The sequence below is a fragment of the Agrobacterium sp. LMR679 genome (genome assembly GCF_027157905.1).
Lineage (GTDB): Bacteria > Pseudomonadota > Alphaproteobacteria > Rhizobiales > Rhizobiaceae > Agrobacterium > Agrobacterium leguminum.
In genome coordinates, this window is the sequence record NZ_JAPVOJ010000001.1 from 860,100 (window position 1) to 881,865 (window position 21,766).

At 59.8% G+C, this 21,766-nt stretch carries 17 protein-coding genes and 1 pseudogene; 14 read left to right on the plus strand and 4 right to left on the minus strand.

Annotation, left to right across the window (positions count from 1 at the left end; genetic code table 11):
- The first annotated feature begins 125 nt into the window (after positions 1–125).
- Complete coding sequence (gene rpsU, locus O3W47_RS04025; protein ID WP_003508541.1) at positions 126–353, plus strand: 30S ribosomal protein S21; 228 nt, start codon at positions 126–128, stop codon at positions 351–353.
- 133 nt (positions 354–486) lie between these two features.
- On the plus strand, positions 487–1,383 hold the full coding sequence (locus O3W47_RS04030) for a tetratricopeptide repeat protein (RefSeq protein WP_269313051.1): 897 nt from the start codon (positions 487–489) through the stop codon (positions 1,381–1,383).
- Between the two features lie 71 nt (positions 1,384–1,454).
- Here the strand turns inward: O3W47_RS04030 and O3W47_RS04035 are convergent, their stop codons facing one another.
- Positions 1,455–1,721, minus strand: coding sequence for a DUF6074 family protein (locus tag O3W47_RS04035; RefSeq protein WP_077984785.1), 267 nt, complete (start codon positions 1,719–1,721; stop codon positions 1,455–1,457).
- A gap of 340 nt (positions 1,722–2,061) precedes the next feature.
- Between O3W47_RS04035 and O3W47_RS04040 the strand changes: the two genes are divergently transcribed.
- Positions 2,062–2,340 (plus strand): exopolysaccharide production repressor protein, encoded by a 279-nt coding sequence (locus O3W47_RS04040; RefSeq protein WP_080819945.1) that lies wholly within the window; start codon positions 2,062–2,064, stop codon positions 2,338–2,340.
- A 110-nt stretch (positions 2,341–2,450) separates the two neighbouring features.
- Entirely contained in the window at positions 2,451–3,440 is a 990-nt protein-coding gene (locus tag O3W47_RS04045) for a glycosyltransferase family 2 protein (protein WP_127757833.1), read from the plus strand.
- Between the two features lie 274 nt (positions 3,441–3,714).
- Here O3W47_RS04045 and O3W47_RS04050 read toward each other — a convergent pair whose 3' ends face one another.
- Together O3W47_RS04050 and O3W47_RS04055 are read right to left on the minus strand one after the other, a co-directional pair.
- A complete protein-coding gene (locus tag O3W47_RS04050) occupies positions 3,715–4,698 on the minus strand; it encodes a polysaccharide pyruvyl transferase family protein (protein ID WP_137453386.1) in 984 nt (327 codons plus the stop codon).
- Positions 4,699–4,750: 52 nt separating this feature from the next.
- Entirely contained in the window at positions 4,751–5,716 is a 966-nt protein-coding gene (locus tag O3W47_RS04055; RefSeq protein ID WP_059755880.1) for a glycosyltransferase family A protein, read from the minus strand.
- A 118-nt stretch (positions 5,717–5,834) separates the two neighbouring features.
- Between O3W47_RS04055 and O3W47_RS04060 the strand changes: the two genes are divergently transcribed.
- The 10 genes and pseudogenes from O3W47_RS04060 (at position 5,835) to O3W47_RS04105 (ending at position 18,444) form a co-directional block, all read left to right on the plus strand.
- A complete protein-coding gene (locus tag O3W47_RS04060) occupies positions 5,835–7,313 on the plus strand; it encodes a lipopolysaccharide biosynthesis protein (RefSeq protein WP_269313052.1) in 1,479 nt (492 codons plus the stop codon).
- Positions 7,314–7,684: 371 nt separating this feature from the next.
- Positions 7,685–8,833 (plus strand): acyltransferase family protein, encoded by a 1,149-nt coding sequence (locus O3W47_RS04065; protein ID WP_269313053.1) that lies wholly within the window; start codon positions 7,685–7,687, stop codon positions 8,831–8,833.
- A 4-nt stretch (positions 8,834–8,837) separates the two neighbouring features.
- A complete protein-coding gene (locus O3W47_RS04070; RefSeq protein WP_269313054.1) occupies positions 8,838–9,629 on the plus strand; it encodes a glycoside hydrolase family 16 protein in 792 nt (263 codons plus the stop codon).
- 61 nt (positions 9,630–9,690) lie between these two features.
- The gene (locus O3W47_RS04075) at positions 9,691–10,872 is read left to right on the plus strand and encodes a glycosyl transferase family 1 (RefSeq protein WP_269313055.1); all 1,182 of its coding nucleotides are present in this window, start codon (positions 9,691–9,693) and stop codon (positions 10,870–10,872) included.
- A gap of 17 nt (positions 10,873–10,889) precedes the next feature.
- Positions 10,890–11,888 (plus strand): glycosyltransferase family 2 protein, encoded by a 999-nt coding sequence (locus O3W47_RS04080; protein WP_137453393.1) that lies wholly within the window; start codon positions 10,890–10,892, stop codon positions 11,886–11,888.
- Positions 11,885–12,829 carry a glycosyltransferase gene (locus tag O3W47_RS04085; protein WP_269313056.1) on the plus strand — a complete coding sequence of 315 codons (945 nt, stop codon included), beginning with the start codon at positions 11,885–11,887 and terminating at the stop codon, positions 12,827–12,829. Before O3W47_RS04080 ends, O3W47_RS04085 begins: the two co-directional genes overlap by 4 nt.
- Positions 12,829–13,824 (plus strand): glycosyltransferase family 2 protein, encoded by a 996-nt coding sequence (locus O3W47_RS04090; protein ID WP_269313057.1) that lies wholly within the window; start codon positions 12,829–12,831, stop codon positions 13,822–13,824. The genes O3W47_RS04085 and O3W47_RS04090 overlap by 1 nt, the downstream gene beginning before the upstream one ends.
- Before the next feature lie 67 nt (positions 13,825–13,891).
- Positions 13,892–14,797 (plus strand): UTP--glucose-1-phosphate uridylyltransferase, encoded by a 906-nt coding sequence (locus O3W47_RS04095; protein WP_142846026.1) that lies wholly within the window; start codon positions 13,892–13,894, stop codon positions 14,795–14,797.
- Positions 14,798–14,905: 108 nt separating this feature from the next.
- Positions 14,906–17,254, plus strand: a complete 2,349-nt coding sequence (locus O3W47_RS04100) for a polysaccharide biosynthesis tyrosine autokinase (protein ID WP_269313058.1) — start codon at positions 14,906–14,908, stop codon at positions 17,252–17,254.
- 246 nt (positions 17,255–17,500) lie between these two features.
- Positions 17,501–18,444 (plus strand): annotated as a pseudogene (locus tag O3W47_RS04105) (2-hydroxyacid dehydrogenase).
- A 17-nt stretch (positions 18,445–18,461) separates the two neighbouring features.
- Here the strand turns inward: O3W47_RS04105 and O3W47_RS04110 are convergent.
- Positions 18,462–21,437: a PAS domain-containing protein gene (locus O3W47_RS04110; protein WP_269313059.1), complete on the minus strand. Its 2,976-nt coding sequence runs from the start codon at positions 21,435–21,437 to the stop codon at positions 18,462–18,464.
- Between the last annotated feature and the right edge of the window lie 329 nt (positions 21,438–21,766).

Here is a 21,766-nt window from a genome sequence, read left to right on the forward strand (position 1 = left end):
TGCAAATGATCTGTTATTGCACGTCACCAATCGCCCGGCTCGACAGCCGAACGAACGATTTTTTATTTGCGTGCGAATGCCTTATTCACATAGCAAATTAACCAAACCAAAGGAACGGGATTCACGTGCAGGTACTAGTCCGCGACAATAACGTTGATCAGGCGCTCCGCGCCCTGAAGAAAAAGATGCAGCGCGAAGGCATTTTCCGTGAAATGAAAATGCGCGATTACTACGAAAAGCCCTCCCAGAAGCGCGCTCGCGAAAAGGCTGAAGCCGTTCGCCGCGTTCGCAAGCTGGCACGCAAGCGTGCACAGCGCGAAGGTCTGGTTGCAGGCCCCCGCGCAGGCCGTTAATAGGCCGTCTTTTGGACGTTTTTGAATGCTTGTTGGGCGGGGGCGATCAATTCGCCGCCGCTCTTTGTGTTTGTGGCCGGAGAACGCTCTTGAAAACGACCGTGAGACCGGCCTGCGAGGGAACCCACACCGAATGATCGCTGTCGACGCCTGTGTTGTGAAAAACTCCGATGCCTCCACGCACCGGGTGCCATTGAAAAACAACAGAGGGTTCCGCGCTTCTCTGGTCGTCTGTACCGTCCTTGCCGGTCTTTCCGGCTGCGCGACATCCAACCAGACGGAAGATGTATTCAGGATCGACCGTGCCCAGGGTTCGCAGGAAAACATCGCCTCGCTCACCTCGGTCATCAACGCCAATCCGCAGGATCCAGAAGGCTATAACGTCCGTGGCTCGGCTTACGGCCGCGCCGGCGATTCGCGTCGCGCCATCGAGGATTTCAACAAGGCGCTGCAGCTCAACCCGCGCTTTTATCAGGCCTATGCCAACCGCGCGCTGGTCTACCGCAACTCCGGGCAGCAGCAGCAGGCCCTGCAGGACTACAACGCCGCCCTGCAGATCAATCCGAGCTACGATGTGGCGCTGATCGGCCGTGGCAATCTTTACCGCCAGTCCGGCCGTGTGAACGAAGCCTTCAACGATTTTTCCCGCGCCATCGAGCTTGAAACCACCGACGGACGCGCCTGGCACAATCGCGGCCTGATCTACCAGCTGCGCAACCAGCATGCCCAGGCCATCGAAGACTTCTCCAAGGCAATCTCGCTGTCGTCGACCTCGCCGGAGCCCTATAACGGCCGCGGCCTTTCCTATGTCGCCTTGAACGACGATGAAAACGCCTTCGCCGATTTCAACCACGCCATTTCGCTGGATGGCAATGTGGCGGAATCCTGGGCCAACCAGGCGCTGGTCTATGAGCGTCGCGGCGAGATGGCCAAGGCCGCCAAGTCCTATGGCCATGCGGCCCGACTCGACCCGAAATACAAGCCCGCACTCGATGGCGTTGCCCGCACACGCGGCGCCAGCGCTTCCTGATCAAACGGGCATAAACAAAAAAGCCGGCAGGTTTGACACCTGCCGGCTTTTTTATGGAAAATGCTGAGGCCTCAATGGCTGTCGCGGCGTGCCTCTGGCGTGGCATCGCCCGCCCACAATTCCGCCTGCACCGCATTTTGAAATTCCATGACCTCACGCCGCATGGCGGCGTCCTCATAGCCAAGCGCCGTCAGACGTGCGGCCAGCTCGCGGCACTCCCTGCGCCAGAAATCATTCGCCTCCACACCATGCAGCCGGTCGAGCATGGTTGCACATCTTTTTACGTCGGCAATACGGTTCTTTGCCGGAAAGGCGATTACTTCTGAACTCGTTGTCACGCGGGCACCTTGCTCTTGCTGAGGAATCAATACCGACTTTTTAAAGGCGAGATGGTTAACGAAGTCTGCAGAGGGCGTAAGACAGCCGATAATGGCGGCAAGAGAACGATTTTACGCCTCTCAAAAGCAGGAAATCGCCTGGCAAGGCAGCCCCGATTTGGGGAAGTCATCGATTACCGAGGAATTTACCAATCAAGATTACCGAAATTTCATGCCGCAACCGTTAGAAGAAGTATATGTGTGTTGAAACAGCACCGGTCTCATCGTATATTTCTTGCAAAGAAGAAAAATGCCGCAGCGCAGTCAAAAATGGAGAAATCGTTCTCGGGAGGAGAGCACCATGTATGCACCTCGTGTTTTTTTCAGCATGATCGGTGCATTGCTTACCTTTGCGGTTGCGACATATTTCATCCACGGCTCGTTCTATACGGCATTCATCCAGACCCTCATCTGCGCGGTCATTCTGCAAGTCGGTTATTTTATTGGGATTCTTGTCCTGGTCGCCCGGGAAAAGCGGCGGATGCGCGAAACCTTCGCGCGGGACCGTGGCGCCGAGGCAATGCAGGCGGACGCCGTAAAAAGCCCGCCGCCGCACGGTGCAAAACTGACCGATATGTGAGCTTTCAAGCAGCTTCTTTTATTGCGTCGCAAAAAAATCGCTTGCATCCATACCCGTGACACTTTCTGCTGGCCAAATCCTGACGGTTGGTCAAAGCAGAAGGACAATACATGGTGAGCGGTTCACAGCCCATTTGCGTCATCATCGCTGCGAAAAATGCATCCGAAACGATCGATATCGCAATACGTTCCGCCCTCGTGGAGCCGGAGGTCGGCGAAGTCGTGGTGATCGACGATGGTTCCACCGACACGACGAGCGATGTGGCGCATGCAGCGGATGACGGCACGGGCCGTCTGCGGGTCGTGCGATTCGAGGTCAATCGAGGCCCTTCGGCTGCGCGCAACCACGCCATCTCGATTTCATCGGCGCCGCTCATCAGTATTCTCGACGCGGACGACTTCTTTTTCAGGGGCCGTTTCGCCGCCATGCTGGCCGATGACGAGTGGGATCTGGTGGCCGACAATATCGCCTTCATCCAGCAATCGGTCCCCGGCGCATCCTCCATGCAGCCGGCCCGTTTCGAACCGCAGGCACGGTTTCTCTCGCTCACGGAATTCGTGGAAGGCAATATTTCCAGGCCCGGCGTCGAACGCGGGGAAACCGGGTTTCTGAAGCCAATCATACGCCGCGCTTTTCTCGACAAACATGCGCTGCGTTACGATGACGGCCTGCGGCTCGGTGAAGATTACGAGCTTTACGTGCGGGCGCTGGCCGCCGGCGCGCGTTACAAGGTCATCCGCCATTGCGGTTACGGCGCGATCGTGCGCGGCAACTCGCTGAGCGGCCGCCATCGCACCGAAGATCTTCGCCGCTTATATGAGGCGGACAAGGCCATTCTCGCCGGCTGCCGGCTTTCGGCAGAGGAAACGGCGATCCTGCGCGAACATGAAAAACACATCCGCGCCAAATTCGAGCTTCGCCATTTTCTCGATGCGAAAAAGCAGAAGGGCATGGGCGGCGCGCTGAGCCATGCCCTTGCGCGGCTCCCCGCCCTGCCCGCCATCACGCGCGGCATCTGGAGCGACAAGACCGCCCGGTTCCGTAAATCGCCGCCGGTGCGGGATGTGCGTTATCTGCTGGACGGTACGCCGGTTTCGTAAGGGCAGATCCACTGCCGCAAGAACCGCGACAAGTCCGCCTTTCCAGCTTCCGTCATGCCGGTCCCCGGAACAAGCCCGAGGATGATCCGGCATCCAGCCACGGCGCGTCTGCGCCGTGAAAAGAGTCTTTCGCGATCAATGACTTGATCGCACTGGACCCCGGATCAAGTCCGGGGTGACGGCCTGCGGATTCTCTGCTTTTGCCAAACGCATAGGTGCCACTGCACTTTATCCGCGGCGCGAAAGCAAGCACCGCCGCGGACTATGTAGACCCTCAGAGATAATCCCGCTTCACCGTTTCCAGAACGGCGGCAAAGCGCTCCTTGCGCTCTTCCAGCCGGCCATCCGGGCTGAGACGCGGCTCCGCGCGGCTTGCCTGCCAGAGCGCCAGCGTGGAAGGCGCGGCCAGCACCTGCTTGGCCAATTTGCGCAATGACCGGGGCTGCGTTTCCTGCGGCCGCACCAGCACGTCCCCCTCATACGCCGGGCCCTCATGCGCCGGCCCCTCATGCGCCGGAACGGAACCGGTCTCGGCAATGACGGGGCCGGGCGGCGGCGGGAAGCTCATGCCCCAGAAGCGCGAGCCCTTTTTCGCCGCCTCGGCGCGGGTCGAAACCGGCACGTATCGCGGCTGATATTCGACACCCACGCTGCCGGCCCAGTCGCTCCATTTGAAGCTGTTGATCGACGGCGAGGTACTGACCGCGACCCATGGCACGCGGAAGGCATCGGCAAGGATTGCGCCGTGCATGGATTCGGCCACGATGAATTCCGATTGGGCGATGGCGCGGATCACCGCTTTCGCCTCGCCGCGCGGGTCGAGATAGGTCAGCCCCGCCGGTTCGCAGACGGTTTCCCACATGCCGAATTCCGCCGATTCCCAGTGCGGAACGAAGGTCTTCTTGTAGAGCTTCGGCAGGCCTTTGAAATCGGGCATCTCGGTGACCATGACGGCCGGGTCGACAATGCCCTTTTCGGGCGCGAGCCCCAGCTTGGCGGCGGTTTTTTCGCCGCGCACGCAGCGAATATCCCAGAACTCGGTGCTGGTATCCGGCACCGCGCCATAACCATAACCGCTGCCGATCACCAGCTTGCGCTGCTTTGCGGGCAAAAGAACATCGTTCAGCACGGTGCCGACGCCGACGAGCATGACGTCGTCATGCACATCGCGCAGGCCCGGAAGCAGAAAATCCCACAGCCACAGGTTGAGATCGTCACCGAAATTTCCGTGATGAGATTCCCAGTGGTAAGGTTTCATGAGGTCACTCCTGGGTGAAAAAACATATAAATTCTTGCGGGCGAGAATTCGCTCATCTGGAGCGGACGATTTTTCCAGCACCGAGTTCAAACGCGGCGCGCAGCAGTGCCGGATCGCGCATTGCCCATTTCAGGAGCAGCCCGAATTCGGGCGCCTTGCGCCGTTTCAGATTGCCCGCCTGGCTCCACAGCGCCTGTTTGCGCGCCGTGTTTTTATAGGAAGCGATGGAGGCGACATCGTCCGGCCTGCGTGAAAAACGCCCCTCCAGCGTATCGAGCGCCACCCAGGTATTGAACTGCTGGCGCAGGAATTCCGGCGAGGTATTGTCGATGCTGTGGAAGATATTGACGCCCATGCCGCGCATCGCGCCGGCGTCGTCACAGAGAAGCGTGCGCTTCGATGCGAGGATGGAATCGCAGAAAAACAGCACGTCTTCCGCCGCCAGACGAAGCGCCGGGTCGAAGCGGATTTTCTCAAAAAGAGGACGGCCGATCACCATGCAGGAGAGATGCAGGAAGCTCCAGTTGCGCAGCATCACACTTGCCAGATCCGGCAGTTCGATCACCAGCGGCTTCTCGGAAAGCCGTGCCGCACCCTCGTTCTTCTCCAGCTCAGAAATGGCGAAATGATAATAAAATTCGTCACTTGCCTGCATGGATGCCCAGTAGCACTCACCGCCATAGGTCTGAAGCGCAAAGGCCGCATTCTGCAGATGATCGGGTGTCCAGATATCGTCGGAATCAAGAAAGGCGACATAGTCGGTGCCGTCAGGCACATTGTCCAGACCGGTGTTGCGGGCGCCGCCCGGGCCGGCATTGGCCTGTTTAATGACGAGAATCCGGTCTTTCTCCCCCTGCGAAAGTTCCGCAAGTTCCTGATCGATCGGGTATGGCGATTCGTCATCGACGATGACAAGATCGAAATCCTGGTAAGTCTGCGCAAAAACCGATGCGAGTGCACGTCCCAAGACACCGTGCTGCTTTTGGTAGTAGGGAATGACGACAGTAAATCTTGCCATTGTTTCGCCCCTTGCGTTGATCAAGAAGTGTCGGGCCCGATCCTAAAAGCGGCCCCGATGGTATCGGCAACTCCCAACCGGCTTTCCTCCCGCCGGCCTCCAGAAACAGGATGCTTGTATGCCCCCAGCGCCAAATGTAAAGACCATCACCACGAATGTCGGCTGGAGCGTTTTATCAAAAACAGGGACATTCGGGCTTAAATTTGTCACGGTCCCAATTCTCGCAAGACTGCTTTCCCCGGAGGAATTCGGGGTGGTTGCGGTAGGACTAACGGTTGTACAGTTTCTGACGATGATCGCCGGCGCGGGGCTCACCTCCGCGCTCATCGTCGAAAAGGAAGAGGATATGGAAACGATCCATACCGTCTTCTGGGCCAATCTCGCCATCTCCTGTACCATGGCCGCCGTCCTCTACATCTTCGCGGAATTTTTCGGCGGGCTGCTGGGCGCGGTGGAAAGCGCTTACCTGCTGCGCATCATGGCGTTCCTCATTCCGCTGCAGCTTGCCGGCGATGTCGCCTATTCGCTGCTCGCCCGGCGCATGAATTTCAGCAAGGACGCGCTTTGGAGCATGGCGTCGGAAAGCATTGCGGCCATCGTCGCCGTCGCGCTCGCCTTCATGGGCTTCGGCGTCTGGGCGCTGATCATCCAGCTTTTTGCCGCAGCCCTCATTCGGCTTGTCGGGCTTTATGCCGTTTCGCGCTATTGCCCGCGCTTCGTCATGAAACCGCGCCGGCTGGTGCCGCTTCTCGGCTTCAGCTCGGGGCTGATGGGCTCGGAAATCGCCAATTTCGTCACCTTCCAGTCGCCGATGGTGGTCATTGCCCGGCATCTTGGGCTTGCGGATGCCGGCGCCTATTCCGCCTCCAACCGCTTTGCCAGCATTCCCAATCAGGTGGTTCTGTCGGCCGTCATGGGTGTCCTGTTTCCCGCCTTCAGCCGCATGATGGACGATCCGCAGCGCCGGCGCGATGCGCTGATGTTCAGCACGCAGGTGCTGACCGTGCTCCTGGCGCCGATGATGTTCGGCCTCTGGGCCGTGGCGGAGCCGGCCATGCTTGTCATCTTCGGGCAGAACTGGGCCTATGCCTGGCCGGTCCTCGGTCTGCTCGCCCTGTCGAAGGCCATTCTGACGCCATGCAGCACCTTCATCCCCTATCTGAAGGGGGCAGGTTACGGCCGCGTGCTGTTCTGGTCGGCAACGATCCGCGCCATCGTCACCACCGTCGCGGTCTGGCTTGCCGCGCTTTATGGCACCCTGATCGACGCGATGGTGTGGCTCTGCATCGTCAATGCGGTAACGCTGGTCGCCTATTCATGGGCCGTGTTCAAGGCAAGCGACACGCCATTTTTCCGTGGCCTCTATGTCAGCAGCCGGCCGATGATCGCGGCGCTGGTGATGGCCGTTTCGGTACGTTATCTGCTTCACCTTCTGGCTGAGCGCGTTCCCAATGCCACGCTTCAGGTCCTCATCGGCGCTGCCGTCGGCGGGCTCATCTATGCGGTGCTGATCCTGCTGACCGAACGGGCGCTGCTGGGGAAAATCCTGGGTATGGTAAAGTCGCGACGGATGCGCGAATCCGCAACCCAGGGTTAGGAAATTCATAAAAAAACGCGCCTCATTTCCGCCGTGAACCGGCTTTTCCGCGGTGATTTCATTCGCCGCGGCAAGGGCGTGCAGGTACGCTTTTTGCAGCGCAACATCACGACAAATGACAATTTCGCACGCTTCAGCGATTTTTAACGATGCGGGAATTTGTATAAAATAAAGTAATTTCAATTGGTTGATTTTTTATAGCCGCCGGAATGGCGTTAACGCCAGACATTCACCCGCAAAATCTAATCTTGTGTTTTTCCCGCGTCGCCACATTTTATCCCAAAGTCGAAACCAGACTTTCCAGTGCGGGCTTAAGTTCGCTCTGGTTGCAACGCGGCGTGGGTGGACGCCGCCCAATAGGGGTGACTGATGTGACTGTCGATCAGAACCTATCCTCCCGTATCAATTTGATGCGCATATTGCTGATCTCCGGGATCGTGTTCGTCCATGTGCCGCACGATGCCGAAACCAGCCCTTTTCTCGGCCTTTACGGTTTCTTCGACTGGCTGCGGGTTTTTCTGGGCGATGCGCTGTTTCGCATCGGCGTGCCCTGTCTCAGCGCCATTTCCGGCTATCTGCTGTTTCGCCGCGGCATGAGCGGTTTCGATTATCCGGCGACGATCCGTTCCAAGTCGAAAACCGTGCTGCTGCCTTTCCTTCTGTGGAATGGCGCGCTGTTTGCGGCCATATTGCTGATCCAGCTCTTCGATGTCGGCGTGGGGTATTTCCCCGATCTGTGGAACGCCAGCCCGCGTGAAATCATCAGCCATGGAACGGCGCTTGAGGAGCTGCCGGTGAATGTGCCGCTTTATTTCCTGCGCGACCTCTTCGTCTGCATCCTGCTGTCGCCGGTGCTCGCCTTTCTGATGCGCCGTTTCGCCCTGCCGACGCTCGCCATCCTGCTCTTCATCACCGCCATGCCTGACCTGACGATTTTCATCGTTCAGAAGAAATCCATTCTTTTCAGCTTCTCGCTCGGCATTGCGCTCGCGCTTCATCGTATCGACGTCAAGGCGCTCGACCCCTATGCCGTGCCGATCATGGCGTTGACCTTTGCCGCCTCGGCCATATTGGCGACGGGACTTTATTTCACCGGCCCGGAATTCACCTTCTGGCTCAACATGTCGCGCAATCTGCTTGCCGTCTTCGGCGCGCTCGGTTTCTGGGCGTCTTCCGCCCTGTTGATCCGCAGCCGGCTTGGCCAGCGGCTTGCCGAAACCGGCAGCCTGAGCTTCTGGATTTTTTGCGCCCACTATCCGCTGCTCGTGATCATGTGGATGGTGTGGAACAAGGGCGGGCCGGATTTCTACCCTGCTTTTTATATCAGCGCCACGCTTTCCGCCTTCGTCATTCTGGTGATCAGCAATGCCCAGACCCGCAAATACCTGCCGGCCGTCTATGCCGTGCTGACCGGAAGCCGCAGCGGCAAAGGCAAGACGAAGGCCGACTTTGCGGCAAAACGGGCCGCCATGATCGGCCCGCCGACATCCGAAACGCTTTATTCGCAACGACAGAGGTGAACCAATGACAACATTTGTCACCCGCGTTCAGGCACGCATTCTTCTCGCCGCGGCCCTTCTGGCCGCTCCCTTCGCGACACCGGGCCAGGCGCAGGAAGGCAATGGCGCATCCTTCATCGAGAACTTCGATTCCATGGATAGAAGCTTCTGGTACGTTTCCGACGGCTGGAACAATGGCGCGCATCAAAACTGCACCTGGTCGAAGAAACTGGCGACGGTGGAAAACGGCCAGCTGACACTCGGTTTCGAAGAAGCCAAGGCCGGCGACCGCAAATTCGCCTGCGGTGAAATCCAGACCAAGGGGCGTTATCGCTACGGCACCTATGAAGCACGCATGAAGGCCGCCACCGGCTCAGGCCTGAACTCGGCCTTCTTTACCTATATCGGCCCGACCGACAAGAAGCCGCACGATGAAATCGACTTCGAGGTTCTGGGCAAGAACACCGACAAGGTGCAGCTGAACCAGTATATTTCCGCCAAGGGCGGCAATGAGAAGCTGGTGCCGGTGGAAGGCGGAGCCGATGCCGGCTTCAACGATTACGCCTTCGTCTGGGAGCCGCAGCGCCTGCGTTATTACGTCAACGGCAAGCTCGTCCATGAAGTGACCGACGAGTCGAAAATCCCTCAGAATGCCCAGAAGATTTTCTTCAGCCTGTGGGGCACCGACACGCTGAAGGACTGGATGGGCGCCTTTTCCTATTCCGGCGCGACGCAAATGATCGTTGACCGGTTTGCCTTCACGGCGCTCGGCGACAAATGCCAGTTCCCGGAATCCATTGCCTGCCCCCTCAACTGATTTTTTTGAACCAAACCGTCATCCGCGGCGTCTCTGACGCATGAACCAACCGGACCCTTGCATGACCCATGTTCTATATCTCGCGCATGATCTGTCGGACCCCGCCATTCGCCGGCGGGTGCTGACCCTGCTTGCGGGTGGGGCGCGGGTGACGCTGGCGGGCTTCCGGCGCGGACAGAACCGGCTGGCAGAGATCGAAGGCGTCGTACCCGTCGTGCTCGGAGAAACCGCCGACGGCCAGTTTCTGCAGCGCATGGCGGCGGTGGCGAAAGCCAGCCTTTCGCTCGGCAAGACATTGAGCCGCATCCCCGCCCCTGATGTCATTCTTGCCAGAAATCTGGAAATGCTGGCGCTGGCAAAGCGGGCCATGTCGATCTATGCCGGGCAGCCGGCGCTGGTTTACGAGTGTCTCGACATTCACCGCCTGCTTCTCAATACGGGCAAGCCCGGACAGCTGCTGAATGCCGCGCAGCGTTATTTCGCACGCGACGCCAAGCTGCTTATCACCAGCTCTCCGGCCTTCGTGGAGCATTATTTCAAGCCCGTGTCGGGCCTCGACCTTCCCGTCCTGCTGCAGGAAAACAAGGTGCTGGCGCTCGACGCCACCGTTGCCGCCACACCGCAGCCACGCGCGCCCGCCCCCGGCGAGCCGTGGAAAATTGGCTGGTTCGGCGCGCTTCGCTGCCGCAAGTCGCTCGAGATTCTCGCCGAATTTGCCCGTCGAATGGAGGGCAAGGTCGAAATCATCCTGCGCGGCCGGCCGGCCTATTCGGAATTTGCCGATTTCGACGGCTTAGTGGCCGCCGCCCCGCATGTGCATTTCCATGGGCCTTACAAGAACCCCGAAGACCTTGCCGCCATCTATAACGAGGTGCAGTTCACCTGGGCGATAGACTTTTTCGAGGAAGGCCAGAATTCCAGCTGGCTGCTGCCCAACCGGCTTTACGAAGGCTGCCTTTATGGCGCCCTGCCGATTGCGCTTGCCGGCACGGAAACCGCCCGCTTCATCGAAAAGCGCGATATCGGCTTCGTCCTGCAAAATGCGGGCGCTGACGATCTCACCGCGCTGTTTAGCCGGATGAACCCGCAAACCTATGCGGACGCCTTCAACACCCTCTCGGCACTCGACAGGAAACAATGGCTGACCGACCGCGACGATTGCCGTCTGCTGGTGCAGCAATTGTCCTCTCTCGCCAAATCCGCTTCCGGCCATGCCCGCGAAGCGCAGTTTTCACCCGTGTAGTGCGTAGGGGGCAAATCATGGAAGGTCTTGGTCATTCCGGCATCAGAACGCTGATCGTCATTCCCTGCCTCAATGAGGCGAAGACGATCGAGGGGCTGCTTGTCAAATTCACCGGTGCGATGCAGGGGCGTCTCTTCCGCATCGTGGTTGCCGATGGCGGCAGCACGGACGGAACCCGCGATATCGTGACCGCCTTCGCCGCGAAGGATGACCGCGTGACGCTTCTTCCCAATCCGAAGCGCATCCAGAGCGCCGGCATCAACCTTGCCGTCGCCACCTTCGGCGAGGATTTCGATTACCTCATCCGCATCGACGCCCATGGCGATTATCCCGATGATTATTGCCAGCGGCTGATCGAGGATGCGGAGCGCATCGGTGCGGATTCCGTCGTCGTCGCCATGGATACGGTCGGCCACGGTCTGTTTCAGAAGGCGACGGCCATCGCCCAGAATTCCAAGCTCGGCAATGGCGGCTCCAAGCACCGCGAAGGCGCGAAAGGCCACTGGATAGACCATGGCCACCACGCGCTGATGCGGATCGCCGCTTTCGACGCGGTCGGCGGTTATGATGAGAGCTTCAGCCATAATGAGGATGCCGAGCTGGATTTCCGGCTGCGCAAATCCGGTTTCCGCATCTGGATGACCGACAAGACCCGCATGACCTATTATCCGCGCGCCAGCGTCATGCCGCTGTTCAGGCAATATCTCGCCTATGGCCGCGGCCGGGCGAAGAACCTCCTGAAACATCGCTCGATCCCGAAAATCCGCCAGATGATCCCGCTCGCCGTGCTGCCGGTTTTCATCCTCGCGCTGCTGTCGCTCGTGCATTGGGCGGCACTTATTCCGCTTGGCCTCTGGATCGCCGCATGTGTGGGTTATGGCTTGTGGATGGCAATAGGTCAGAAAAACCCATACGGCCCGCTCGCCGCCTTTTCGGCGATGGTGATGCATCTGGCCTGGTCCACCGGCTTCTGGCTGGAACTCCTGAAATTCCGGGGAAGAAAGGCTGTCTCATGACCGACAACACCGTCACCCGCACCGATGATTCGAAAACCGTCGATATCGGCATCTGCACCTACAGACGCCCCGCGCTCGTCGCCACACTTCTGTCACTCTTCGAGCTGGACGTGCCGGAAGGCGTGAAAGTTCGGCTGATCGTTGCGGATAATGACGAGGAGCCGAGCGCCAAGGCCAGTGTGGACCGCCTGCGCGAAACAGCACCCTTCGAGATTACCTATGTGCATTGCCCGAAATCGAATATTTCGATTGCCCGCAATGCCTGCCTGTCAGAATGCAGGGCGGATTATCTGGCCTTCATCGACGATGACGAGACCGCCCCGCCGCACTGGCTCTCCGCCCTTCTGGAAAAGGCCGACGAGACCGGCGCGGAAGCCGTTCTCGGCCCCGTTACGGCGGTTTACCGGGACAATGCGCCGGGCTGGATGAAACGCGGCGATTTCCACTCGACCGTTCCGGTCTGGGTCAATGGCGAGATCATCACCGGCTATACCTGCAACACATTGCTCAAGATGGATGCGCCCTCGGTGAAGGGCCGGCGCTTCGCGCTGGCGCTCGGCCAGAGCGGCGGCGAAGACACCCATTTCTTCTCGCATCTTCACGCCGCCGGTGGGCGTATCGTCTTTGCGGAAGATGCCATGCTGTCCGAACCGGTGCCGGAGAATCGTGCAAGCTTCATGTGGCTTGCCAAACGCCGCTTCCGCTCCGGCCAGACCCACGGCCGCGTGCTGGCGGACAGGAAACCCGGTATACGCCGCGTGGTGCAGGTGATGAAAGCGGGATCGAAAGTGCTGTATTGCGCCGTCTTCGCCGCCTTGAACGGTTTCAACGCCGTGCGCCGCAACCGTTATGCGCTGCGCGGTGCATTGCATATGGGCTCGATGAGCGGCGCTTTCGGCGTGCGTGAAATCCGCCAGTATGGCGCGGTGGAGGCAACCTGATGGAAAACCTTGCCTTGCCGCCCGATATCAGCTTCGTCATCGCCGCCTATAATGCCGCCGATACGATTGAAGCCGCCATTCAAAGCGCGCTCGACCAACAGGGTGTGACGCTGGAGGTTATCGTCGTCGACGACCGTTCTGCAGATGACACCATTGCGCTCGTGGAAGGTATCGCCATCGTCGATCCGCGCGTCCGCCTGCTTGCTCTTGCCGAAAACCTCGGTCCGGGCGGTGCACGCAATGCCGGCATCGAAGCCGCGACCGGACGCTGGATCGCCGTGCTCGATTCCGACGATGTCACTCGCCCGGAACGCTCCGCCTGCATGATGTGCCGGGCGGAAGCCGCCAATGCGGCGATTGCGGTCGATAATCTCGATGTCGTTTATACCGACGGCAGGCCCATGGAGACGATGTTTCCGGAAGAATTTCTGGAGGAACGGCCGGTTCTCACGCTGGAGGACTTCATTTCCTCCAACATTCTTTTCCGCGCCACCTTCAACTTCGGCTATATGAAACCGATGTTCCGGCGCGATTTCCTCAATGTCGAGGGACTACGCTTCCGCGAGGATATCCGCATCGGCGAGGATTATATCCTGCTCGCCTCGGCGCTCGCCGCCGGCGGTCTTTGCGTCATCGAACCGAAGCCGGGTTATGTCTACAATATCCGCGAGGGCTCGATTTCGCGCGTGCTCGAACTTCATCATGTCGAAGCGATGATGCGGGCGGATCAGGAATTCCTGAGCCATTACACTTTGCTGCCTGCCGCCATGGATGCGCAGCAGGCGAGAGCCCGCAGCCTGCGGCTAGCGCATAATTTTTTGACATTGGTGGAAAACATCAAGAGCCGCTCGGTACTGGGCGCCTTGAAGACCACGATAAGGGATCCTGCCGTGCTGGGGCACTTAAGAATGCCGATAGCGGTGCGGCTGAGGAGGCTGCGGGACGCCATGTTTGCGCCCGCAGCGAATACTGGGGTGAAAAGACAGATTTCGTGAAATTGACGCGTGGACGAAATCTGCGCGGGGACTGGGGACAGATCAAACCTTGATGAAGGAGAACGCGATGGACCTGAACAAAACTGTCAGAAAAGCCGTCATTCCCGTAGCCGGCAACGGCACGCGGTTTTTGCCCGCCACCAAGGCGATGCCGAAGGAAATGCTGACGATTGTCGACCGTCCGGTCGTGCAATATGCCGTTGACGAGGCCATGCAGGCCGGTATCGAACACATTATTTTCGTGACGAGCCGCAACAAGACCGCCATCGAAGACTATTTCGACAGCGCGCCGGAACTCATCAACACGCTCACCCGCTCCGGCAAGACCGTGCAGGTGCTGCAGCTTGAAAAGATGCTGCCGGTTGCCGGCACCGTCAGCTATACGCGCCAGCAGGTGCCGCTCGGTCTCGGCCACGCCGTCTGGTGCGCGCGCGAACTGGTGGGCAAGGAGCCTTTCGCCCTGCTGCTGCCTGATATGGTTTCCTATGGCGCACGCGGCTGCATCGCTGGCCTGATGGAGCTTTATGACGAAGTCGGCGGCAATATTCTCGGCGTCGAGGAGTGCCTGCCGGAAGAAGTCTCGTCCTATGGTGTCGTCGGCGTCGGTCAGAAGGTCAATCATGGCTTCGCCGTCACTGAAATGGTCGAGAAGCCGGAACCATCCAAGGCGCCTTCGAATTATTACCTGAACGGTCGTTACATCCTGCAGCCGGAAATCTTCGATATTCTCGCCAGGCAGGAGCGCGGCGCGGGCAATGAAATCCAGCTGACCGACGGCATGAAGCGGCTTGCCGAAAAGCAGTCTTTCCATGCGCAGAAATATAGCGGCCGCACCTTCGACTGCGGCAGCAAGCAGGGCTTCATCGCCGCCAACGTCGCCTTCTCGCTGCTGCGCGCGGACATGGAAGCCCAGGTTCTCGCTTCGGTGAAGGAACTGGTGGCGAACCACGAAAGCCGCGTCCAGGCGGCCTGACTTTAATCGCGCCGCCGGGGGAGGCGGCCGGCGCACCAATAACGGGAGGCGGGAAGGCGAGCATTTGTTCGGCTTCCCGCGTACCATTTTAATTCACAAGGTAGGTCCATGCACCACAAGACCTTTAAATCCAATATCGGTTTTCCGGAGTCCGGCAAGGATTCCGACACGTTCATCGACCTCGACCGCCTGTGGGCCGCCGTGGTGCGTCGCGCCAATGTCATTGCCGCCTCCGTCATTGCCGCCGTGGTTCTGGCCGGCCTTTATCTGGTGCTTGCGACCCCCGTTTACACCGCGATGACGCAGGTGCTGCTCGATGAAAGCCTTTCCCGTTATGCGGAAGAGGAATCGCCGGTGCCCGCCGCGCAGATCGTCGACAACCGCATCGCCAGCGCCGTGGAAATTCTGAAATCCAAGGAAATGGCGCTAACGGTGGTCGACAAGGCCAGGCTCGATGAGAACGACACCATCGTCAATCCGCCGATGTCGCCGGTCGAACTCGTCAAATCCTCCGTGCGCGGCATTCTCGATCTCGTCCTGCCGGGCGATCCGCCGGTCTCCGAAGCCGCAATCCGCGCCGGACGCCGCGAAAAGGCCGCCGCCGTGCTGCAGCAGTCGCTGACGGTGGAACGTGTCGGCCGCAGTTCGGTCATCGCCATCTCCACCCGCTCGACCGACCGCCAGCTTGCCGCGCAGATCGCCAAGACCTATGCGCAGGCCTATCTCACCGAACAGCTGAACGCCAATTTCGACGCCAGCGAGCGCGCCTCGGTATGGTTGCAGGAACGCATGACGGACCTGAACCAGCGCGCCCAGGCGGCTGAACTGGCGGTGCAGAAATTCAAGTCGGACAACAACATCGTCTCCTCGCGCGGCGAGCTGATGTCCGAAGGCCAGCTTGCCGACCTGAACGGCCAGCTTATCGCCGCGCAGGCCGATGCCGCGACGGCCTCTGCCCGTTACAACCAGTATAAATCGATCATCGACCGGGGACCGGATGCGGCCGTCGACAATGCCGTGGTTTCGGCCCGCGACACCGATAACTCGGTCATTCAGGATCTGCGCAAACGCTACATCACCATCTCCGACCGGCAGCAGGGCATCGTCCAGCAATTCGGCGCCGACCACCCGCAGGCGGTTGCGCTGGACGCCGAGAAGAAAGAGGTTTCGCGGCAGATCTATCAGGAACTGCAGCAGCTTACCGGCAGCCTGAAGAACGAATACGACGTCACAAATTCCCGCGTACAGTCGCTGCGCGACAATATCGACCGGGTGGCAGGCCGCAATTCCGAAGCCAACATCACCATGGTCCAGCTGCGCGAACTCGAGCAGCGGGCGACGGCGTTGCGCACCCTCTACCAGTCCTATCTCGGTCGCTTCGAGGAGGCTTCCCAGAAGCAGTCGCTGCCCATCGCCAAGGCGCGCATCATCTCCGAAGCGGGCCTGCCGACATCGCCTTCCAGCCCGAAAAAGACCATGACCATGGCGCTTTCGGTCGTTCTCGGCCTGATGCTCGGCGGCGGTATCGCAGCGCTTCTCGAATTCCGGGATCGTTTCTTCCACACCGGCAATGACGTGCGTGACAATCTGCGCATGCGTTTTCTAGGTTACCTGCCCTTCATCGGTGAAAGGGGCGTGGAAAACGCCAAGGCGGGCAACAGCGCCGCCACCCCCGGCAGCGAGAACGCCACGCTTGACGAAAGCGGACAGGTCTCGTTCCAGAAAATGCTGCGCCTTGCCGTCGACAGCCCGCGCTCCAGCTTTGCGGAAACGCTGCGCAACGTGAAACTCACGGCAGATGTCGTCATTCAGGAACGCCAGTGCCGGGTCATCGGCGTCATTTCCTGCCTGCCGAACGAAGGCAAGTCGGTCGTGGCGCTCAATCTCGCCGGGCTGATCGCCTCCACCGGCAAGCGCACGCTGGTGGTGGATGCGGATATCCGCAATCCCGGCCTCAGCCGCATGCTGACGACACGGCAATCCGCCGGTCTGGTGGAGGTCGTCCTCGACGAAATCCCTTGGACGCAGGCGGTGAAGGTGGATACGCGCACGAAAATGGGCATCCTGCCGGTTTCGACCAGCAACCAGTTCGCCCATTCGAGCGAGCTGCTGTCTTCCTCCGGCATGCGCAAATTCATCGACTCCGCTCGCGAGGCCTGCGACTACATCATCGTCGACCTTGCACCGGTGGTTCCCGTCATCGACGCCAAGGCCTTTGCGCCGCAGGTGGACGGTTTCGTCTTCGTCACCGAATGGGGCAAGACGCCGATCCAGATGGTGCAGAACCTGATGGCCAACGAGCCGCAGATCGCCAACAAGACGCTCGGCATCGTGCTGAACAAGACCGACATGACGGAATTGCAGCGTTATGCCGGCCCCGGCGGTTCGGAGCATTATCACGAGAAATTCTCGGCCTATTACGGCGACGCGAAGCCGCCGGTAAAGGAAGATGCGTAATGGTGGAGATTTAACAGGCAGGTTGCATCCACACTCCGTCACCCCGGCCCCGGAGCCGGGGTCCAGCCAGCCCAAGTCCTTGGGCGGAAAAGAAGTCTTGGCGCCGCGCAGACGCGCGGCGGCTGGATGCCGGATCTAGTCCGGCATGACGGAAGAATCACAAATTCCCCCATTCCACCCATGGCATTACCCGCCGAAATTGCGCATTGATGGCGTGAAGCTAAAATCGCAAGCAGGATCAGTCCCATGCCATCACCCATCGCCTTTGTTTCACGGATGAATGCGGAAACGGAAACCGTCTGGAAACAGGTGCTGCGCGCCGCCATGCCGCAGGAGGACATCCTCTCCTTCTCCGAATTGACGGACGAGCAGCGACGGGCAGTGGACTTTGCCATCGTCGCCAATCCCGATCCCGCCGATATCGCCGCTCTTCAGGGCCTCAAATGGATCCACAGCCTGTGGGCGGGTGTCGAGCGGCTGGTGCTGGAGCTGGGCGACAAGGCTCCCCCATCGTTCGGCTGAAGGACCCGGAGCTTTCGCGCGTGATGGCCGAAGCCGTGCTGGCATGGACCTACTACCTGCAGCGCGACATGCCCGCCTATCGCGAAAACCAAAAAAAGGCGCTCTGGCAGGAGCTGGACTACCGCCACCCCGGCGAGATGACCGTCGGTCTCCTCGGCCTCGGGGCGCTCGGCACGGCTGCGGCGGAGCGCCTCATCCATGCGGGTTTCAACGTCGCCGGCTGGAGCCGCTCGGCCAAGGCGATAGAGGGCGTGGAAACGCTGACCGGCTATGACGGGCTGCAGGCATTGCTGGAAAAAAGCGACATTCTCGTCTGCCTCGTGCCGCTTACCGATGCGACGCGCGGTCTTCTCGATGCCGACCGTCTCACCGCAATGAAACAGGGCGCGGCGCTCATCAATTTCGCCCGCGGCGCGGTCATCGTCGCCGATGACCTGATTGCGGCGCTTGATTCCGGCAGGCTTTCGCATGCCGTTCTCGATGTCTTCGAGCAGGAGCCGTTGCCCGCCGCTTCCGCCTTCTGGCAACACCCAAAAGTTACGGTTCTGCCGCATATTTCCGCGCCGACAAGCCGGGAAAGTTCGGCCCGGATCGTCGCCGGCAATGTCCGCACATGGCGGGAAACGGGCGGGCTGCCGGAGACGGTCGACATGGCCCGCGGTTACTGAGCCGGCGGCAAGGCGGCCTATTCGGCCGCCACCGACTTGCCCGTATGGGCCTGTTCAACGGCGGAGACGATCTGCTGTTCGTCATAGGGCTTGGTCAAGAGAACCGCGCTTGCCGGCGCTCCTTCCGGCAAATGGCTGTCTCCCGTCGCAAACACAATGGCAAGCCCCGGCTTGCGGCGCAGAGCCTCCACCGCCAGTTCGCCGCCCTTCATGTCGGGCAGGCCGATGTCGGTGACGAGAACATCGATCTGATCCGCTTCGATAGCCTTCAGCGCCTGCGCCGCATTTCCCGCCTCGACGACGGCAAAGCCGCTCTCCGACAGCATCTCCGTCGAATTCATCCGGATCAACTCGTCATCCTCGACCAGAAGAACGCGTATGGACCGGTTTTGATTTTCGGCTGCCCTGACCGGTTCGGAAAGTTTCGAAGAACCCGGCGCAGATGTCGGCCGCGCTCTCGACAACGAAACCTGCTTGCGGTTGGCGATGACGTGGCGAATGCGCCGCGCCAGCGCTTCGCGCGTATAGGGTTTGGAAAGCAGCTCCACCCCGGCATCCAGCTTGCCGCCATGCACGATGGAGTTTTCAGTATAACCCGAGGTGAAGAGAACGGCGAGATTGGGCAGCCGTTCCTGCGCGCGGCGCGCCATTTCCCGGCTTTTCAGCGGTCCGGGCATTACCACGTCGGTGAAGATGACATCGATCGGAATGCCGCTTTCCACCACCGTCAAACCGGCCTGCGCATCGCGGGCGGTCAGCACGCGGTAACCGAGATCGCTCAAGGTCTCGACGACGGTGTTGCGCACTTCCTCGTCATCTTCCACCACAAGAATGGTTTCCGTGCCGCCCTCCACGGGGCCGGTCGGCATCACCACTTCCCTGTCCTCATCGGCGGCGGAGCGCGGCAGATACATCTTCACCGTCGTACCCTGCCCCACCTCGCTATAGATGTTGACGTGGCCGCTGGACTGTTTCGCAAAACCATAAACCATCGAAAGCCCGAGGCCGGTGCCCTTGCCTTCCGGTTTTGTCGAGAAGAACGGCTCGAAGACCTTTTCGAGAATCTCCGGCGACATGCCAGAGCCGGTATCGGTGACGGCGAGCATCACATATTGCCCCGCCGAAACTTCCGAGTGCTTGCGGGCATAATCGCGGTCGAGAACCGCATTTCCGACCTCGATGGTCAGCTTGCCCTGCCCTTCCATGGCGTCGCGCGCATTGATGGCCAGATTGAGAAGAGCGTTTTCCACCTGGTTGGGGTCGGCATAGGTGTTCCAGAGACCGCCCGAGGTGATGACCTCCACCTCGATCGCCTCGCCGAGCGAGCGGCGAAGCAGATCGTCCATGCCGGTTACGAAACGGGCGATATTGATGACGCGCGGCTCCAGCGCCTGGCGGCGGCCGAAGGCCAGAAGCTGGCTGGCCAGCTTTGCGCCGCGATGAACGCCGGCAAGCGCATTTTCCAGCCGCCGCTCCGCACGTTCATTGCCGATCACATCCTTTGACAGCAATTGCAGATTGCCGGCGATCACCTGTAGCAGATTGTTGAAATCATGCGCCACGCCGCCGGTGAGCTGGCCGATGGATTCCATTTTCTGCGCCTGCTGCAGCGCCTTTTCGGTCTGGCGGCGCTCGGCCATTTCCGCCTCGACACGCGCCTCGAGGCTCTCGTTCAATTGCCGAAGCTGCTCTTCCGCCCGGATGCGGTGGCGAATTTCGCGTTCGAGATTGCTCGCATGTTCCTTAAGGGTGTTTTCGGCCCGCCGCTGCTCGGTGACATCCGTATGGACGCCGACCCATTCGGCGATGGCGCCGGCCTTGTCGAAAATCGGCACGCCACGGATCGCGAACGTGCGGTAGACGCCGTCATGGCGGCGCACCCGATGTTCCCAGATATAGGTCGACTTTTCCGCGACCGCCTTGTTCCAGCTGTCGACAGACCCCTGCCTGTCGTCGGGATGGACCGCATCCGCCCAGCCAAAACCCCGATATTCTTCCGGAGTCTGGCCCGTCAAGGCGCTCCAGGCGGGTTGTTCGCCCAGCATCATTCCTTCGGCGCTGTTGGTCCACAGCACGCCGTGCACGGCATCCACCGCAGCACGGAAACGATTGTTGCTGATGAGGATTTCCCGCTCCGAGCGCTTGCGCTCCTCGATATCGATGATCAGCACATAGATGCCGTCGATGGAGCCATCGGCAATGTAACGCGGAACATAGCGGATTTCGGCGGCGCGCGTGCTGCCGTCCGGTCTGCTGATCACGGTATCCGAAACAATCTTCTCGCCGTTGAGTGCGCGGTCGAGATAGGCCCTGCGGGCCTCGAAAAACGCCTCGCCGACGATTTCGGGAACGCTGCGGCCGATCACGTCCTCGGCGCGGCGGCCGAACCATTCCAGATAGCCGTCATTGGCGAATTTATAAACGTAATCACGGTCGACATATCCGACCAGAATGGGCAGGGCATTGGTAAGCCGGCTCAGTTCCTTGCGGCTCTGCTCCAGCGCCTCCACGGCCTTCACCTTGTCGGTATTTTCAAGCACGGTGCATAAAACGCCGTCTACGGTGCCGCCCTCATTATAGATCGGCGTGTAGAACAGATCGAAGATCACCTCTTCCGGCAGGCCATGCCGCATCAGCGTCATCGGCTGGTCGCGATAGGCCATGACCTCACCGCGAAAACCGGCTTCGAGGATGCGGCTGTTCCAGTCCCATATTTCCGGCCAGATGCCGGGCACGGTTCCGCCCAGCGCCCGCGGGTGATAATTGCCGGCGATCTCCGCATAGCCGTCATTATAGATCATCACATGATCCCTGCCCCACATCAGCACCTGCGGAATGGGGGAATTGACGACGGAATTGGCTTTTTGCCTCAGATTTTGCGGCCATTCGCAAATAGGACCGAGCGATGTCTTCGACCAGTCGAAGCGGCGCACAAGCTCACCCGTTTCACCGCCACCGATCGGCCATACCGGCGCAGCACCAAGATTGGTCATTCAACATCACCACAAAAACCGAGAGAAAATCTCCCGTAATACAGAACAGGATAAAAGTCCAAGAAAACAGAAACTTCCGCTTATTGTTCCCAAGCTTTTCAGAAAATTGAAAAAGTTCCATCACGGCGTAAATGTCGCAAGGCGAGTGCTAAACCATCAGACATTTCAGGACCTTCGTGCGAGAAATTTCTCCAATATATCCCTGCGACCCCGCCTTCGTTTGACAATTGGCATCCTCAATACGCCAGAAATTGCCGCAAACGGGATGGCGACAAAGGAATTATTAAGCCTCAATAAGGGTGCTGGCGGTCGCGGTGCCGTCAGCGCCC